The organism is Erwinia sp. MMLR14_017, from assembly GCF_033657285.1.
In the GTDB taxonomy this organism is placed as follows: Bacteria; Pseudomonadota; Gammaproteobacteria; order Enterobacterales; family Enterobacteriaceae; genus Erwinia.
This window is the reverse complement of record NZ_JAWVWP010000007.1, coordinates 1-16,369: the sequence shown is the minus strand read 5'-3', so window position 1 is coordinate 16,369 and position 16,369 is coordinate 1. Positions and strand designations below refer to the sequence as shown.

14 protein-coding genes and 6 tRNA genes are annotated in these 16,369 nt (G+C 54.0%); 13 read left to right on the top strand and 7 right to left on the bottom strand.

Translation table 11 applies throughout. The annotated features are described in order from the left end of the window. Window positions 1-111: 111 nt before the first annotated feature. Window positions 112-1,764: an alpha-keto acid decarboxylase family protein gene (locus SD961_RS12905; protein ID WP_318790756.1), complete on the bottom strand. Its 1,653-nt coding sequence runs from the start codon at window positions 1,762-1,764 to the stop codon at window positions 112-114. 202 nt (window positions 1,765-1,966) lie between these two features. Between SD961_RS12905 and mgrA the strand changes: the two genes are divergently transcribed. Then, entirely contained in the window at window positions 1,967-2,956 is a 990-nt protein-coding gene (gene mgrA, locus SD961_RS12900) for an L-glyceraldehyde 3-phosphate reductase (RefSeq protein WP_318790755.1), read from the top strand. Window positions 2,957-3,110: 154 nt separating this feature from the next. Continuing rightward, complete coding sequence (locus SD961_RS12895; protein ID WP_318790754.1) at window positions 3,111-3,476, top strand: DUF2502 domain-containing protein; 366 nt, start codon at window positions 3,111-3,113, stop codon at window positions 3,474-3,476. A 58-nt stretch (window positions 3,477-3,534) separates the two neighbouring features. Here the strand turns inward: SD961_RS12895 and SD961_RS12890 are convergent, their stop codons facing one another. After that, window positions 3,535-4,773, bottom strand: coding sequence for an Nramp family divalent metal transporter (locus SD961_RS12890; RefSeq protein ID WP_318790753.1), 1,239 nt, complete (start codon window positions 4,771-4,773; stop codon window positions 3,535-3,537). Window positions 4,774-5,136: 363 nt separating this feature from the next. On the opposite strand from SD961_RS12890, the gene SD961_RS12885 reads away from it, so the two are divergent. After that, the gene (locus SD961_RS12885; protein ID WP_318790752.1) at window positions 5,137-6,327 is read left to right on the top strand and encodes a NupC/NupG family nucleoside CNT transporter; all 1,191 of its coding nucleotides are present in this window, start codon (window positions 5,137-5,139) and stop codon (window positions 6,325-6,327) included. 55 nt (window positions 6,328-6,382) lie between these two features. Here the strand turns inward: SD961_RS12885 and SD961_RS12880 are convergent, their stop codons facing one another. After that, window positions 6,383-6,718 (bottom strand): nuclear transport factor 2 family protein, encoded by a 336-nt coding sequence (locus SD961_RS12880; protein WP_318790952.1) that lies wholly within the window; start codon window positions 6,716-6,718, stop codon window positions 6,383-6,385. Window positions 6,719-6,839: 121 nt separating this feature from the next. Further along, window positions 6,840-7,754: an aliphatic sulfonate ABC transporter substrate-binding protein gene (locus SD961_RS12875; RefSeq protein ID WP_318790751.1), complete on the bottom strand. Its 915-nt coding sequence runs from the start codon at window positions 7,752-7,754 to the stop codon at window positions 6,840-6,842. 241 nt (window positions 7,755-7,995) lie between these two features. Between SD961_RS12875 and SD961_RS12870 the strand changes: the two genes are divergently transcribed. The 4 genes from SD961_RS12870 to SD961_RS12855 are packed head-to-tail and all read left to right on the top strand — an operon-like array spanning window position 7,996 to window position 12,235. Next, the gene (locus SD961_RS12870; RefSeq protein WP_318790750.1) at window positions 7,996-9,078 is read left to right on the top strand and encodes an LLM class flavin-dependent oxidoreductase; all 1,083 of its coding nucleotides are present in this window, start codon (window positions 7,996-7,998) and stop codon (window positions 9,076-9,078) included. Continuing rightward, the gene (locus tag SD961_RS12865; RefSeq protein WP_318790749.1) at window positions 9,078-10,055 is read left to right on the top strand and encodes an ABC transporter substrate-binding protein; all 978 of its coding nucleotides are present in this window, start codon (window positions 9,078-9,080) and stop codon (window positions 10,053-10,055) included. Before SD961_RS12870 ends, SD961_RS12865 begins: the two co-directional genes overlap by 1 nt. Beyond that, entirely contained in the window at window positions 10,048-10,638 is a 591-nt protein-coding gene (locus SD961_RS12860; protein ID WP_318790748.1) for a cysteine dioxygenase, read from the top strand. The genes SD961_RS12865 and SD961_RS12860 overlap by 8 nt, the downstream gene beginning before the upstream one ends. After that, complete coding sequence (locus SD961_RS12855) at window positions 10,631-12,235, top strand: rhodanese homology domain-containing protein (protein ID WP_318790747.1); 1,605 nt, start codon at window positions 10,631-10,633, stop codon at window positions 12,233-12,235. The genes SD961_RS12860 and SD961_RS12855 overlap by 8 nt, the downstream gene beginning before the upstream one ends. Window positions 12,236-12,278: 43 nt before the next feature. On the opposite strand, the gene SD961_RS12850 is transcribed toward SD961_RS12855, so the two are convergent. Further along, window positions 12,279-12,354, bottom strand: a tRNA-Ala gene (locus SD961_RS12850). A 46-nt stretch (window positions 12,355-12,400) separates the two neighbouring features. Further along, window positions 12,401-12,476, bottom strand: a tRNA-Ala gene (locus SD961_RS12845). A 430-nt stretch (window positions 12,477-12,906) separates the two neighbouring features. On the opposite strand from SD961_RS12845, the gene SD961_RS12840 reads away from it, so the two are divergent. Continuing rightward, entirely contained in the window at window positions 12,907-13,695 is a 789-nt protein-coding gene (locus SD961_RS12840) for a formate/nitrite transporter family protein (protein ID WP_318790746.1), read from the top strand. Between the two features lie 158 nt (window positions 13,696-13,853). After that, the gene (locus SD961_RS12835; protein WP_318790745.1) at window positions 13,854-14,213 is read left to right on the top strand and encodes a YfeC-like transcriptional regulator; all 360 of its coding nucleotides are present in this window, start codon (window positions 13,854-13,856) and stop codon (window positions 14,211-14,213) included. 44 nt (window positions 14,214-14,257) lie between these two features. Here the strand turns inward: SD961_RS12835 and gltX are convergent, their stop codons facing one another. Next, entirely contained in the window at window positions 14,258-15,673 is a 1,416-nt protein-coding gene (gene gltX / locus SD961_RS12830) for a glutamate--tRNA ligase (RefSeq protein WP_318790744.1), read from the bottom strand. Window positions 15,674-15,945: 272 nt separating this feature from the next. Between gltX and SD961_RS12825 the strand changes: the two genes are divergently transcribed. From SD961_RS12825 to SD961_RS12810, 4 genes are all read left to right on the top strand, one after another. Further along, window positions 15,946-16,021 (top strand) — tRNA-Val (locus tag SD961_RS12825). A gap of 48 nt (window positions 16,022-16,069) precedes the next feature. Continuing rightward, window positions 16,070-16,145 (top strand) — tRNA-Val (locus SD961_RS12820). A gap of 34 nt (window positions 16,146-16,179) precedes the next feature. Next, window positions 16,180-16,255 (top strand) — tRNA-Val (locus SD961_RS12815). A gap of 4 nt (window positions 16,256-16,259) precedes the next feature. Further along, window positions 16,260-16,335, top strand: a tRNA-Lys gene (locus SD961_RS12810). Window positions 16,336-16,369 lie beyond the last annotated feature (34 nt).

Genomic DNA, 16,369 nt, shown 5'->3' with positions numbered 1-16,369 from the left:
CCACTAAAACAACAACGCCCGCCCGTGTCAGGGCGCACGAATCAGGCTAATCGCCTACCTTACCTGCCTGCGGCGCCCTTGCCCACGGGCATCAATCTGAATTGATGCCCATTATGCCGAATTTCGCTGATTTAGCGCCGCCGTGACCGCTTTTAACAGCAGCGGGACGTCCAGCGGCGGCAGCAGAACCTCCACCAGCGACAGGCGTTGCGTTCGCTGAATGATTTTCATCACTTCCGTCAGTTGCACCGTTTCATTAACCCGCCAGCTTTGTGCAGCGCATTCACTACTCATCGCCTGAGGCAGCTGCGTCCAGTTCCAGGGGGCGATATCATTGTAGCGCTGGTGCTCTCCATGAATGGCACGCTCAACAGTATAACCCGCATTATTAAGAATGAAGATGACAGGCTTCAGCCCATCCCGCAGCAGGGAACCCAGCTCCTGAATGGTTAGCTGGGCAGAGCCATCGCCGCTGAGCAACACCACGCGCCGATCCGGGCAGGCTGTTTGCGCACCGTAAGCGGCTGGCAGCGTATAGCCAATCGATCCCCACAACGGCTGGCTGATAAACGTAGCATCCTCAGGCAGACGTAATGCTGCCGCGCCAAAGGCTGCCGTCCCCTGGTCTGCGAGGATGATGTCACCAGGCCTGAGGAAATCCTGCATCGCCTGCCAGAAAGTATTTTGCGTCAGCGTATCAGAAGGCTTGTTTTGTAAGGGCGGCGGAGAGACGGAGGGCGCAGGCCACGAGGCTGCATAGCGACTGGCTACCGACCGTAAAGCTTTAACCGCCTCCGCCATCGGCAGATGAGTAAAGGTCTTATCCCCTGCCCGGCTCGAATTCAGACCGATGGCAATGGTTTTGCCGGAGTCGATATTTTGCGTAAAGCCAGCGGTGATCGTATCCGTGTAGAGCACTCCCACCGTAATGATAACGTCGCTCTGTTCGATAATGCATTGCGTGTCGCCCGCGCTCGCTGCACCGGCATAGGTTCCCACAAAGCCGTTACGCTGTTCTGGCAGCACCCCTTTTCCCATCAGTAATGTGGCAAAGGACACTGGCACATCATCAAGAAATTGTGCAAGAGCCTGCTTCTGGCCTGCGCGGTCAGCCAGGAAATCGGCCAGCAAGGCTACGCTTGCTGCATCAGCCAGCAACTGCTCTGCTGCTGCGGTAAATGCCGCCAGCTGCGCTGGATCGCTGGAATGCTCTACAACCAGCTTTTCCTTTGGTGCGGCAATCTCTGCCATGGCCACATCGGTTGATAAATAGAGATAAACGGGACGGTGCGTTTTCAGCGCGGTCAGCAACAAGCGGTCTATCTCCTGAGCCGCATTTTCCGGCGTCAGAACAGACTGCGCTACGGTGATTTCACAGGACATACGCAGGAAGTGACGATAATCGCCATCACCAAGGGTGTGATGCAGCAACAACCCCTCTTCCGCCGCTGCGCTGGCGGGAGCACCCACAATATGGATCACCGGCACATATTCTGCAAAGCTGCCTGCCACGCCATTGAGGGCGCTGAGTTCGCCTACGCCGAAAGTGGTCAACAGCGCTGCCGCGCCACGGCAGCGTGCGTAACCGTCGGCAGCGTAAGCCGCATTCAGTTCATTAGCACAGCCTACCCAGCCAATTTCTGGGCTGTTGATGACCTTATCCAGAAACTGCAGATTGTAGTCGCCCGGTACCCCAAACAGATGACCGATACCGGCTTCCTGTAAACGAGACAGCAAATATTCCCCAACGGTAAGACGTGACATAGGGTTTCTCCTCAGTGGCTGTTAACTGAGTATTGCTGATAAATTTGCAGTTATTAGCAACCTGCCCCAGTGCGCATGGCAACTCTGCGTTACGCCTCAGCTAATTTTTCAAGTTGCGATCTGCCGCGCTTACCGCTTCAATGTAACCGTATACACTGACAGGCTTTCAGGGAACTCCATCCACTTCGAACAGGAATTATTCATGGTTTATCAGGCAGATGCAGAGCGTTATCAGAAAATGACCTATCACCGCTGCGGCAAAAGCGGCCTGAAGTTACCGGCTATTTCGCTGGGACTCTGGCATAACTTTGGCGACAGTACACGCGTGGATAACAGCCGTAAGCTGCTCCAACATGCTTTTGATAACGGTATCACTCATTTCGATCTGGCGAACAACTATGGCCCACCTCCGGGTTCGGCCGAAGAGAATTTTGGCCGCATTCTGCGTGAAGACTTTGCGCCTTACCGCGATGAGCTGATCATCTCCTCAAAAGCGGGTTACACCATGTGGGACGGCCCCTATGGCGACTGGGGTTCACGTAAGTACCTGATTGCCAGCCTGAACCAGAGCCTGAAACGTATGGGCCTGGATTATGTGGATATTTTCTATCACCACCGCCCGGACCCAGAGACGCCGCTGGAAGAGACCATGACGGCGCTGGACCATATTGTGCGTCAGGGCAAAGCGTTATATATCGCGCTCTCTAACTATCCGGCAGCGCTGGCAGCAGAAGCGATAGCCATTCTGAAGCAGTTGGGTACGCCCTGCCTGATCCATCAGCCGAAATATTCCCTGTTTGAGCGGACGCCGGATAATGGGCTGCTGGATGTGCTGATCAAAGAAGGCGTAGGCAGCATCGCCTTTTCCCCGCTGGCTGGCGGCGTGCTCACTGACCGCTACCTGAACGGCATTCCGGAAGATTCCCGTGCCGCCAGCGGCAGCCAGTTCCTGAGCGGCGATCAGCTGACCCCGGAAAAAATGGACAAAGTACGTCAGCTTAATGCTCTGGCGCAGCAGCGTGGACAGAAGCTCTCCCAGATGGCACTGGCCTGGGTTCTGCGCGAGGGTCGCGTCACTTCGGTGCTGATTGGCGCCAGTAAAACCAGCCAGATTGACGATGCAGTAGGCATGCTGAAACAGCGTGACTTCACTCCGGCTGAGCTGGATCAAATTAACGCTATCCTTGGCTAACCCCTTCCCGCCGCGGCCTGCGGCGGGTTTCTCCGGATAATTCTCAAATCCCTTCTTTACGCACTTTTTCAGAATCTCCCAGGCGTAACGCCAGTTAACTCTTTATAATCTTGGCGACACAACGGAGCAGTTGAGCCGTTGATAAGGAGATATAATGAAACGTTTTCTGTTTGTTGCCGCTTTGCTGGCAAGTTTAACTCCGTTGGCGATGCACACAGCGCAAGCCGACAGCGCCAGAATTACGTTAGCGCCTGGCGTTTCGTTACAAATTGGCGACCGCGACCCGCGCGGTAATTACTGGGATGGCGGACGCTGGCGCGACGGCCGCTACTGGCGCAGCAACTATCGCTACGATGAAGGCCGCTGGTGGCGTCATGAGCAATGGCGTCGTCATGAGGAGATGCGCCGCCGACATGAGTGGGAGCGTGAGCGCAGATGGCACGACCGTGAACGTCAGCGCGAATGGCGACATCATGAGCGTGAGCGCCATCACGATCGGGATCGTGACCATCACCATTGATCAAAAAAGCCGACCTGCGGGTCGGCTTTTTTATGGCGCGCGGCGGCTGAGCCGCGTTTTATATCCCCAGCGCCATCGCCACCAACAGGTAAAGATTCAGCGCCACGACCACCAGCACAATCAGTTTACCTATCCACTGCATGGGACGAGAGTTGACCATATCGCCCATTAGCTCACGATTACCGGTAAAGGTCAGCAGTGGAATAAGCGCCAGCGCGATACCAAAGCTTAGCAGTACCTGGCTCATCACCAGAATGCGCGTCGGTTCCCACCCCGCCATGATCACGATAAATGACGGCAGCATAGTGACCACCCGGCGAACCAGCAGCGGGATGCGGACGTGAATAAAGCCCTGCATTACCACCTGCCCGGCCATTGTGCCGACCACGGTTGAAGAGAGTCCGGCGGCCAGCAGACTAAGCCCGAACACCAGCGAGGCGGCGCGGCCCAGCAGCGGGTCAAGAGTCAGGTAAGCCTGATCCAGATCGGCAATGCCCGTATGGCCGCTGAAATGGAAAGCCGCCGCCGCCGTAGCCATCATCGCCAGATTAACAAAACCGGCAATGGTCATGGCAATGGCCACATCCAGCTTGGTGGAGGAGTAGCGCTGCTCACGCGAGCCGCCATCAGAACTTTGCGTTAAGGATGAGTGAAGGTAAATAACATGGGGCATGATTGTGGCCCCCAGCACGCCAGCGGCCAGAAGCACCGCATCCGCCGTTGGCAGCGAAGGCACCGCCACCCCATGCACCAGATCGGCAATTTTGGGCTGTGAGAAAAACAGTTCAATGACATAGGCCGCCGCCACAAACAGCAGCAGCCCGCCAATCACCAGCTCCAGCGGTTTTTGTCCACGGCTCTGCAGCATCAGGATCAGGAAAGTAACGACACCGGTAAGTACCGCCCCCTGCAGCAGACTGACGCCAAAAATCAGCTTAAAGCCAATCGCCGCCCCAATAAATTCAGCCAGGTCGGTTGCCATGGCAATGATCTCAGCCTGCACCCAGTAGAACCAGACGGCAGGACGAGGGAAACGATCGCGGATGTGTTCAGCAAGATTTTTGCCGGTGGCGATGCCCAGCTTGGCGGACATCAGTTGGATGACCATTGCCATGATGTTAGCCCAAACCACCACCCACAACAGCGTGTAGCCGTAAGAGGCTCCGGCCTGGATGTTGGTAGCAAAATTACCGGGATCGATATAGCCGATAGCCGCAATAAAGGCAGGGCCCATCAAAGCAAATTTTATTTTGCGTGCTCCCCGGACGGTTTGCTCTGCTGTACGGCCTTCAAACATTGGTATCCCCTTAAACCCAGATGCGATCATTCTCTTTTAGATGATAATGATTATCAAGCGCATTTGAACAGGTATTCGTTATCGCTGCGATAGCCCTTACTAAGAAATATAGCAAAGGCTATACTCCGATCCAAACTACTCCATAGCTAAAAAATGAGCAATTCTTTTTGTGTTACTTGTTAAAAGGATAACCTTGATGTGAATGGGGTGTTTTTATAAACAGTGTCAGGATGTGATCTAACGGGTGGATCTGTCAGGATGCGTGATAGGTAATTGTTATATTGTGTTCCAGATCTCGTTTTTAGGTTTCTTGTTACATAGAATGTGCAGCGAAATACAACATCCTTCAAAAATGGAGCACACATGTCAGGCATTTTTCATTTTGCTTTGGCGCTGGTGATGGTAGCCGTGCTGGCCCTGCTGGTCAGTACGAATCGGAAAAACATCCGCGTACGTTATATTATACAGCTTCTGGTCATTGAAGTGCTGCTTGCGTGGTTCTTCCTGAATTCAGAAGTCGGCCTTGGCTTCGTCAAAGGATTTGCGGGACTGTTTGACAAGCTGTTGAGCTATGCCGCACAGGGAACTAACTTTGTCTTTGGTAATATGAGCGATAAAGGCCTGGCGTTCTTCTGGCTGAACGTTCTGTGCCCTATCGTGTTTATCTCCGCGCTGATTGGTATTTTGCAGCACTTCCGTATTCTGCCGATTATCATTCGCGCAATCGGAACCGTGCTGTCCAAAATCAACGGCATGGGTAAACTGGAATCCTTTAACGCCGTCAGCTCGCTGATTTTAGGCCAGTCAGAAAACTTTATCGCCTATAAAGATATCCTCGGCAAAATGTCCCAGCGTCGCATGTACACCATGGCGGCGACGGCGATGTCTACCGTATCGATGTCGATTGTGGGCGCATATATGACCATGATTGACCCAAAATTTGTGGTAGCAGCGCTGGTGCTGAACATGTTCAGTACCTTTATCGTGCTGTCGATCATCAACCCCTACAGCGTCGACAGCGAAGAAGAGTTAACGCTGAACGATCTGCATAAAGGGCAGAGCTTCTTTGAGATGCTGGGTGAATATATCCTGGCCGGTTTCAAAGTGGCGGTGATCGTGGCTGCAATGCTGATCGGTTTTATCGCGCTGATTTCCGCTATCAATGCGCTGTTTGATTTTATCTTCGGCATCAGCTTCCAGGGTGTGCTGGGCTACGTCTTCTACCCGTTTGCCTGGGTGATGGGCGTACCGGCTGGCGAAGCGTTGCAGGTCGGCAGCATCATGGCAACCAAACTGGTTTCGAACGAGTTTGTCGCGATGATGGATCTGCAAAAAGTAGCGGGTGAACTCTCTCCGCGTGGCGTGGGTATCCTCTCCGTGTTCCTGGTCTCTTTTGCTAACTTCTCCTCTATCGGGATTGTGGCAGGGGCGATTAAAGGGTTGCATGAAGAACAGGGTAACGTGGTTTCCCGCTTCGGCCTGAAGCTGCTCTACGGCTCAACGCTGGTAAGCGTTCTCTCCGCCTCTATTGCTGGCCTGGTTTTGGGCTGGTAACAAGTCAGCAGGTTAAAAAAGGTGGGCCTGAAAGGGCCCGCCTTTTTTTATGCTCTTAAGGGAAATAGAACCAGGCTTTGCTGATCAACTCATCATTCACTTCAAATACTGCCATACTTTCGATCGGCTGCTCAGCAATACCGTAGATCAGTTCATGATCGAAGACTTTATTGCCCATTACAGTACGAGTGATTAATTCCGCCCGTAATGCCGGATTGTTAAAGCGGTTTTGCTGATAGAAGGTTCTGAGATTCTCTTTCCCGATCAGGGAAGGCTGTTCGACCGGCATACGCCAGGCGCGAAAATCCGCTGAAAAGCAGGCGACAAAGGCCTCTAAATCGTGATTGTTATAAGCGATAAACTGATTAATGACCGGCGTTTCTACTGCCATAATATCCCCATGCATAGAGAACAAATTGTAAGCTTTGATCATACTCCACCCAGAGTATGATCAAGCTTACAATTTGCTCCGGTATGCAGGCCGCTATCGCTCAGACAGGGTCAGGTGCAGGTTATTTCTGTTCAGAAAGGCTGAGATCAATAAACTTCTCTGCCTTCAAAGGCTGGGGAATTAATCCGTTTCTGACATAGAAATCTGCGGTATTTTGCTGCACAGCTAACACTTGCTGCTTATCAACATCGACGGTATTAATTTCACGCTTCACTTTTGCCAGCGCCACCTCCTGTGGGATGCGTAATAATTTGCTGATAGCGGTGGCGTAAGCTTCCTGATGTTTTTCTCCCCATGCTCTGGCTCGCGTCAGCCGCCTGACGAAGTCCGCCAGCTCCGCCCTTTTACTGGCCAGGGCGTTGTTGCTGGCCACCAGATAGGTCAACGCCGGGTAATCTTTGCCATCGGCCAGCATCTGCGCACCGGACTGCTGGGTGGCAAAAGAGACATAAGGTTCCCAGGTGGCGACGGCATCAACGCCGCCCTGATCCAGAACCAGCGTGGCCTCCGCTGGCGTGGTGAAGACGAAATCCACCTGTTTTGCATCAAGCCCCGCCTTTTGCAGTGCCTGCAGCGCCAGATTGTGACCGGACGATCCTTTAACGGTGGCGATGCGTTTGCCTGCCAGATCTCTGACGCTCTGAAGAGCGCTGCCCTTTTTCACAATGATGGCATTACCCGCATAACGAGTTGCGAGAATGCCCTTTGCATCCAGCCCGGCGGCAACCGCAAACGTCAGCGGCGCATCGCCTACTGAGCCGGCATCGATTGAGCCTGCGCGCATCGCTTCAAGTAGCGGAGCCGCATTAGCAAATTCATGCCACTCCAGAGTATAAGGCGTATTGTTCAGTTCTCCCGCAGCCGCAAGAATGGCTCGCGCATTACCGCGCTGGTCGCCGACAGAGAGGGTTTCGGCAGCCCAAAGAGAAGAGGAAAATGTCGTAAGCAGCAGAATAACAGCAGTAAAACGGCGCATGATCCGGTAACTCATTAAGGAGAAAACCCGAGACTACCATCCTGTTTTTCAGACTCTAAATGCGATTATTGAGCAACAATTATACTATTAAGTCATAACAACGAAATGCAGGCGCACGCTGCCTGGTAATAGCCAAAATTGCGCATAGCTTTGCAGATTAATGAATTTCACAGCGCCTGCTTTCAACTATACGGTTTTCTCTCTGCCGGCTTTTTACCGGCTTTCACCAGGAGAAACCCTCATGAGCATCCAATTCCTCGGCATGATTGGCCATCGCCTGGCCTCTGAAACTATCCCCGCCAGCGGCCCTCTTTTTGATAAACAGTACATTGCTGAATTTGCCCGTGCGCATGAGCAGGCGGGTTTTGATCGTGTGCTGGTAGGCTACTGGTCCGATCAACCTGATGGCTTTCTGGTGACGGCTCATGCTGCGGCGAACACCTCAACGCTGAAGTTTTTACTGGCACACCGTCCTGGCTTTGTTTCTCCTACTCTGGCTGCGCGCAAGCTCGCCACGCTGGATCAGCTTACCGATGGCCGCCTGGCGGTGCATATCATCAGCGGTGGCAGCGATGCCGAGCAGCGGCGTGACGGCGACTATCTGAATAAAACCCAGCGCTACGAGCGTACCGATGATTTCCTCAGCGTGCTGCGGCAAAGTCTCTCTTCCGATACGCCATACGACCATCAGGGTGATTATTATCAGGCCGAACAGGCATTTTCTGCCGTGAAACCGCTTCAGCCTCATTTTCCCATCTATTTTGGCGGCTCCTCTGCGGAAGCCATTAGCGTGGCAGCCCGCCATGCAGATGTCTTCGCACTCTGGGGGGAGCCACTGGCTGGTGCAGCGGAAACGGTGCGTACGGTACGGGCGGAGGCGGCGCGTCAGGGTCGCCAAATCGGCTTTAACATCTCCTTCCGGCCAATTATTGCCGCCACGGAAAAAGAGGCCTGGGAGAAAGCGGAACATATTCGCGAGGTGGCGCGCAAAAAGCTGGTGGAGGCTGGCCACGATTTTGGTCTGCCCAAGCCACAAAGCGTGGGGGCAGCGCGCCTGATGGCCGCCGCCAATGAGGGGGAGAGGCTGGACAGCGCGTTATGGACCGGCATCGCTAAACTGGTTGGCGGCGGCTATAACTCTACTTCTCTGGTCGGCACACCGGATCAGGTGTCGGAAGCCCTGCTGAAGTATTACGACTTAGGTATAAAAAGCGTACTGATCCGTGGCTTTGACCCGCTTAATGATGTGCTGGAATATGGCAAAGAGCTTATCCCGTTAACGCGTGAAAAAGTGGCTGCTCGTCATATCGCAAGGAGTGCCTGATGCGGTTCTCTTTTTTACTGGCGATGATGATAACCGCCCTCACCACTTCCGCCTGGGCGGCTGACAAGGTTACGCTGCGTTTAGGGGATGTGAAAGGCGACCGTTTTATCTCCCTGCGTGAGTCCGGGCAATTAAAGGATTTGCCCTACGATCTTAAGCTGACCTCGTTTGACTCCGGCGCGCCGGTTCAGGAAGCGCTCAATGCGGGCGCGCTCGATGTCGGCTTCACCGGTGATTTGCCCTTCCTGTTTGTCTATGCCGCTGGCGCGCCGGTGAAAGCGGTGGGCGCCTGGCAGAACAATCCCGACAGCATTGCCCTGCTCACTCGTGCCGATTCAGGCATCCACAGCCTGAAAGATCTGAAAGGGAAGCAGATAGCGGTGAATCGCGGCGGCTGGGGCCACTACCTGGTTCTGGGATTACTGGATCGCGCAGGCTTAAAGCCTTCTGATGTGACCCTGCGCTTTCTGGGGCCGGTTGATGGCCGCGCCGCGCTGGCCAGCCATGCCGTCGATGCCTGGGCTACCTGGGAACCTTATGTCTCCTCGGCGATGGTGATCGATAAGGATGTGCTGGTGCCGCAGGGTGGAGGTAAAGGGATCCTCTCTGGTTATTCTTACGCCCTGGCGAGGGAATCCTCATTGCAGGATCCGGCCAAACGCGCAGCCATCGCTGACCTGCAGGCCAGACTTGCGAAGGCGCAGATCTGGGCAGAGCAGCATCCGCAAGCGTTCGCTAAAGCGCTGTCAGCCACGCTGGGAATGCCGGAAAGCATCACACAGCCCTGGATCGCGCGTGCGCAGATCCGTCCGATCGAGTTCACGCCAAAGCTGGCGGCCACCCTGCAGCAGTCGGCTGACTTCTTCTTTAAGAACCGCGTATTGCCCAAATCTGTCGATGTGCATCAGGCATTTGATTACAGCCTGGCCGCGCAGGCTAATCTGCTGGCAGAAAGTCAGGAGGCGAAACATGAGTGAATGGCGACCCCATCGTCTGCGGGAGTTTATCGGCAACCTGGCCACACTGTTAGAGAGTGAGCCGCCTGAGGCGGAAATTCTTGCTCAGGGTAGCGACCTGTTAAAAGCGCTTATCCGGCATGATGACTGGCTTCCCGATGAGTTTGCCCGGCCAGACCCCACGCGTTATCAGCAATATTTGCTGCATGCCGACTCGAACCAGCGTTTCTCGGTAGTGAGTTTTGTCTGGGGACCCGGCCAGTCCACTCCGGTTCACGATCACCGGGTCTGGGGCTTAATTGGCATGTTACGCGGCGCGGAAGTTTCACAGGGCTACCGGCGTGAAGCGCAGGGTTTGCAGCCAGAAGGCGAGCCGGTTCGGTTGAACCCCGGTACGGTTGAAGCCGTGTCACCTCAGGTAGGGGATATTCATCGCGTCAGCAATGCCTTCAGCGACCGAACCTCGATCAGCATTCACGTTTATGGCGGCAATATCGGGGCGGTCAAACGCGCCGTATACAGCGAAACGGGCGAGGAACAGCCGTTTATCTCCGGCTATAACAACGCCTTTTTACCGAATATTTGGGATCTTTCACATGGTTAATCAACTGATACGTCGTTACGGTGAAATCCGTCAGGCCCTGTTACAGCAGCAGGAGCTTGCGCTGATTGATGTACGCGAAGAGGCGCATTATGCACAGGGGCACCCGCTGTTTGCAGTGAACATTCCACTTTCAAAACTTGAGATCGATATTCTTAACCGGGTGCCCTTGTTAACGACGCCGGTAACGCTGTATGACGGGGGGGAAGGGCTGGCTCAGGTAGCCGCTGAGCGCATGAAAGCGCTGGGTTACAGCAATGTCGCTCTGCTTGAAGGGGGCTTACAGGGTTGGCAGCAGGCGGGCGGCGAACTCTTTATTGATGTTAATTCTCCCAGCAAAGCGTTCGGCGAGTTGGTTGAGAGCCTGACGCATACGCCTTCGCTTCCGGCACAAGAGGTGCAGAGGCTGCTTAACAGCGGCGAGTCAGTGGTAGTACTCGACAGCCGTCGCTTTGATGAATATCAGACTATGAGCATTCCCGGCGGCATCAGCGTGCCTGGCGCGGAACTGGTATTGCGCGTGCGCGACCTGGTTTCCTCTCCCGAGACCCAAGTGATCGTCAACTGCGCAGGACGCACCCGCAGCATTATCGGCACGCAGTCGCTGGTCAACGCTGGCATAACCAACCCCGTCTATGCCCTGAAAAATGGCACTATCGGCTGGACGCTGGCGGGTCTGCCCCTGGAGCGGGGACAAACCCGACGCTATAGCCCAGGCAGCGAAGCGGCAAACGTTCAGGCAGCCAGCAGCGCCCGCCAGGTTGCCGATCGGGCTGGCGTGAAACGTCTTAGCCTGGATCGGCTTCAGCAGTGGCAACAGGCCGCCACACATACGGTCTATCTGTTCGACGTTCGCGATTGGGATGAGTATATTGCAGGCCATGTGCCCACTTCCCGGCACGTGCCTGGCGGGCAGTTAGTTCAGGAGACCGATCACTATGCCAGCGTGCGCGGTGCGCGGATTGTGCTGGCAGATGATGATGGCGTGCGGGCCAACATGAGCGCCTCCTGGCTTGCCCAGATGGGCTGGCAAGCGTATGTGCTGGACGATCCGGGTAAAGAAGCGTTCAGTGAGAAAGGGAGTTGGGTGGCTGACGTCCCTCCTCCGCCAGAACTGGATGAGATCCTCCCGGCTCAGCTTGCAGACTGGCTGGATACCGGCGGAACGCAGGTATTGGATTTCACCACCAGCGCCAACTATATCGCCAGCCATATTCCCGGCGCGGCCTGGCTTCAGCGCAGCCTGCTGACGCTGGAAGGCAAACAGCCCCTGCCCCCTGCCGAACGTTATGTGGTGACCTGCGGCAGCAGCCTGCTGGCACGCTATGCGGTTGAGGAACTTTCGCAACTCACCGGAAAGCCGGTGAACGTCCTGAAAGGAGGTAACGCCGCCTGGCGTGCGGCTGGTTTACCGCTGGAACAGGGAGAGCGTTTGCTGTTACAGCCACGAACCGATCGCTATCGTCGTCCTTATGAAGGCACGGACAATTCTCATGAAGCGATGCAGGCTTATTTAGAATGGGAGTATGGCTTGATTGCGCAGCTGGAACGCGATGGCACGCATGGATTCAGGGTGATAAATTTCAGAAACGGAGATTAATAATGGGTGGGGGAAAATGCGATAACAAAGAGTAAAGAGTGATTGGTGGAGATAAGCGGGATCGAACCGCTGACCTCTTGCATGCCATGCAAGCGCTCTCCCAGCTGAGCTATACCCCCACTACATTCAATCTGTTTTCCGGTGCCAAATCTGCTGGTGAAGATTTGGTGGAGATAAGCGGGATCGAACCGCTGACCTCTTGCATGCCATGCAAGCGCTCTCCCAGCTGAGCTATACCCCCGAACCGAATAACCGCGCCGGAACCTGAGTTGTCCCGACGGCGGGGATAATATGAAACAGCGCTGATGGTGTCAACGGCAAATTAGCAAACTGAAGTTAATCGCTGAAAAAGCCGTCAATAAGTGCCAATGAGTAGTTGTTTACATAATATTCAGGCAGCAGAAATACCCTTTTTGTCGATCTTCACAATGATAAAATAGGGTCAGCAGCGCAATTTTACTAAGAATTTTCTGAGGATAGCTTTTTCCGCCCCGCAATCATGTAAACAGAGCGTTAATTAGCCTCCTAATTGATCTTGTTTTTGTTAATTTCTCGTGCAAAACTGCCCGCGCTTTCGAAGGCCGGAACCCTCTCAGCGCTGGATGCGCGCGTTTTACAACGCGATGGATCCGGCCATTTCTTCCTTCACTACACCAGAATCAGAGCTACATATGTCCTTGCATTCACCTAAAGAGATCGCAGCGGTTGCTATTCAGTCCGGCGTGGCTAAAAGCCATTCTTCTGTTTCCACTTTACTTATTCTCGGGTTTTTAGCCGGTGCCTTTATTGCGCTCGGCTTCCTGTTGGATATTCATGTTATTAACTCTCTGCCTGCCGACTGGGGTTCATTTGGCGGGCTGCTGGGCGCGGCCGTCTTCCCGGTGGGGATTATCCTGACCGTTCTGGCCGGTGGTGAACTGCTGACCGGTAATATGATGACCATGCCTGTTGCCTGGTTCGCCCGTCAGATCAGCGGTTACAGCGTGCTGCGTAACTGGTTCTGGGTAACCCTCGCTAACTTCATCGGCAGCATCGCGGTTGCATGGTTCTTTGGCCATATGCTGGGCATGACCGAAGGCGATTACCTGAAAAAAACCGTCGCTATCGCTACCGCTAAAGTAAATGCTGACTTCACCCATTCCTTTATTTCCGGTATTGGCTGTAACTGGCTGGTGTGCCTGGCTACCTGGCTGGCTTTTGCCAGTAAAGATGTGGTAGGCAAAATTTTCGGTATGTGGTTCCCGGTAATGGCTTTTGTGGCCATCGGTTTCCAGCACGTGGTTGCCAACATGTTTATCATTCCTGCGGCCATTTTCGCAGGTCAGCTGAGCTGGGTAGAGTATCTGCCTAACTTTGTCGCGGTATTCCTTGGCAACACCGTTGGTGGCGCGGTGTTTGTCGGCCTGGCCTATTACATGGCCTACCGTCCAAAGGCAGATGCGGTAAAAGTATCAAATTAATGCCTGCCTTCCCTCTGCCTGTTCCGGGCAGAGGGAACCCTCTACTCTCCCCTTTCTGTATTAATCACCGCTTTTAGTCGTCATTCCTATTAGTTGTTCGTATTACGAAATCCTGTAATATGTTGAGGTTACCTCACGTCGCAAACGGGAATTGCACTATGAAAAAGGAATGGTTAACGCCAGAAGAGCTGGCCAGAGAAACAGGTTTCAGCCGTCAGACAATCAATAAGTGGGTTAAGAAAGAGCAGTGGATCACCAAGCCTAAACCCGGCGTACAGGGAGGAAAAGCGAGGATGATCTATATTGATGAACGTGTCCGAAGTTTTCTTAAGTCTACCCGTCATGCTGCCGAACCCACGGCCACCTATCGTGTCCCGCCCAATTCCCTCTCTTCGTTATTGCTGACTTCTCTCCAGCAGATGAGTCCCGTCGAGCAGGAAAAACTTTACGCATTACTGTTACGTGAAGGGATTCAGGGCCTGCTTCGTCGTCTCGATATCAGCGACTCTCAGGAATAAAAAAACCGGCCCGCAGGCCGGTATTCTGGAAGAGTAGCGCAGCGTTACTGCTGAGCTTCACGCTCTGCAATAAAGGCCAGCGCCTGGTCGATACGCGCTACAGAACGGGTTCTGCCAATTGCATGCACGGTGACATCAAGTGCGGGAGACTGTCCCGCACCGGTGACAGCTACGCGCAGCGGCATGCCGACTTTACCCATGCCCACTTCCAGCTGATCTGCCGCAGCCTGGATAGCCTGATGCACATTCTCAGCGCTCCAGTCTGTGACAGCCGCCAGTTTGTCGCGCACCACCTCAAGCGGCTGACGGGCAACCGGGCGCAGGTGTTTTTTCGCCGCATCGGCATCAAATTCGGCAAAATCCTCGTAGAAGTAACGACAGGAAGCCGCCATCTCTTTCAGGGTCTTACAGCGCTCACCTAACAGCTTCACCAACTGAGCCAGTTCTGGCCCGGTACGGGTATCAATGTTTTCCTGCTCAATATGCCATTGCAGATGCGTTGCCACATATTCAGGCGCCAGGGTGTTGATATAGTGATGGTTCAACCACTGCAGCTTTTCAGTGTTAAACGCGCTGGCGGATTTGCTGACGGCTTCCAGATCGAACAGGTTTTTCATCTCTTCTACAGAGAAAATTTCCTGATCGCCATGTGACCAGCCCAGGCGAACCAGGTAGTTCAACAGCGCTTCCGGCAGATAGCCATCATCACGGTACTGCATCACGCCTACCGCTCCGTGGCGTTTAGAGAGTTTCTTGCCATCATCGCCCAGGATCATAGAGACGTGCGCGTAAACCGGCACCTGTGCACCAATCGCTTTCAGAATGTTGATCTGGCGCGGGGTGTTGTTGATATGGTCTTCGCCACGGATGACGTGGGTGATTTCCATATCCCAGTCATCGATAACCACGCAGAAGTTATAGGTTGGCGCACCGTCAGTACGACGGATGATCAGATCGTCCAGCTCCTGATTGCTGAACTCGATCGGGCCACGGATCTGATCATCAAAGATCACCGATCCCTCCAGCGGGTTGCGGAATCGCACCACACAAGGCTCATCGTCAGCATGATGTTCATGGCTGTCGCGGCAGTGACCGTCATAACGTGGCTTTTCATGATTCGCCATCTGCGTTTCGCGCAGTTCGTCCAGACGCTCTCTGGAGCAATAGCATTTATAGGCTGTTCCCGCTTCCAGCATCTGGTCGATCACCGCGTTATAGCGATCGAAACGTTTGGTCTGGTAGTACGGGCCTTCATCCCAGTTGAGGCTGAGCCAGTTCATGCCATCCATAATCGCGTCGATAGCCTGCTGTGTGGAGCGTTCCAGGTCGGTATCTTCGATACGCAGTACAAACTCACCGCCCTGATGACGGGCAAACAGCCAGGAGTAGAGCGCGGTACGTGCGCCGCCAACGTGCAGATAGCCGGTTGGGCTGGGGGCGAAGCGGGTTTTGATTTTCATTAACAGCTGCCTTATTACGCTATCAGTTTCGGCTCATGCCGGTGAGGTCTGATTAATATCAACTAAAGTGGGCAACATTCTACCACCTGAAGATGATTCCTCAACGGCATTCCCCCTGTTGTTGGCAGCCTTTGCCTGGAAAGCCAGCTTCACCCCCCTTTTTTTGCATAAAACCCCAACATCTTGATTAATTTTAAGACGAACGAATATTTTCCTTTTAAAAACCGTTGACTCATTTGCGGCGATCCCTATAATGCGACTCCACACAGCGGGGGTGATTAGCTCAGTTGGTAGAGCATCTCCTTTACACGGAGGGGGTCGGCGGTTCGAGCCCGTCATCACCCACCACTCTAAAGGGTGGCTCGCAGTGTAGAGTAAGACCAGAATTCCAGAGATGGGTGATTAGCTCAGTTGGTAGAGCATCTCCTTTACACGGAGGGGGTCGGCGGTTCGAGCCCGTCATCACCCACCATCTCTCAGAGAGTTTTGTGAAGAAGTACCGAAGTGGGTGATTAGCTCAGTTGGTAGAGCATCTCCTTTACACGGAGGGGGTCGGCGGTTCGAGCCCGTCATCACCCACCACTTCGGGTCGTTAGCTCAGTTGGTAGAGCAGTTGACTTTTAATCAATTGGTCGCAGGTTCGAATCCTGCACGACCCACCAATGTAAAAAGGCGCCCTAAAGGCGCCTTTTTGCT

Excerpts from the sequence above, each read along its gene's own strand:
- SD961_RS12895 (WP_318790754.1), top strand. The coding sequence starts at position 3,111 with ATGAAACGTTTTCTGTTTGTTGCCGCTTTGCTGGCAAGTTTAACTCCG.
- SD961_RS12865 (WP_318790749.1), top strand. The coding sequence starts at position 9,078 with ATGCGGTTCTCTTTTTTACTGGCGATGATGATAACCGCCCTCACCACT.
- SD961_RS12835 (WP_318790745.1), top strand. The coding sequence starts at position 13,854 with ATGAAAAAGGAATGGTTAACGCCAGAAGAGCTGGCCAGAGAAACAGGT.
- SD961_RS12875 (WP_318790751.1), bottom strand. The coding sequence starts at position 7,754 with ATGCGCCGTTTTACTGCTGTTATTCTGCTGCTTACGACATTTTCCTCT.
- SD961_RS12885 (WP_318790752.1), top strand. The coding sequence starts at position 5,137 with ATGTCAGGCATTTTTCATTTTGCTTTGGCGCTGGTGATGGTAGCCGTG.
- SD961_RS12855 (WP_318790747.1), top strand. The coding sequence starts at position 10,631 with ATGGTTAATCAACTGATACGTCGTTACGGTGAAATCCGTCAGGCCCTG.
- mgrA (WP_318790755.1), top strand. The coding sequence starts at position 1,967 with ATGGTTTATCAGGCAGATGCAGAGCGTTATCAGAAAATGACCTATCAC.
- SD961_RS12905 (WP_318790756.1), bottom strand. The coding sequence starts at position 1,764 with ATGTCACGTCTTACCGTTGGGGAATATTTGCTGTCTCGTTTACAGGAA.
- SD961_RS12870 (WP_318790750.1), top strand. The coding sequence starts at position 7,996 with ATGAGCATCCAATTCCTCGGCATGATTGGCCATCGCCTGGCCTCTGAA.
- SD961_RS12840 (WP_318790746.1), top strand. The coding sequence starts at position 12,907 with ATGTCCTTGCATTCACCTAAAGAGATCGCAGCGGTTGCTATTCAGTCC.
- gltX (WP_318790744.1), bottom strand. The coding sequence starts at position 15,673 with ATGAAAATCAAAACCCGCTTCGCCCCCAGCCCAACCGGCTATCTGCAC.
- SD961_RS12880 (WP_318790952.1), bottom strand. The coding sequence starts at position 6,718 with ATGGCAGTAGAAACGCCGGTCATTAATCAGTTTATCGCTTATAACAAT.
- SD961_RS12890 (WP_318790753.1), bottom strand. The coding sequence starts at position 4,773 with ATGTTTGAAGGCCGTACAGCAGAGCAAACCGTCCGGGGAGCACGCAAA.
- SD961_RS12860 (WP_318790748.1), top strand. The coding sequence starts at position 10,048 with ATGAGTGAATGGCGACCCCATCGTCTGCGGGAGTTTATCGGCAACCTG.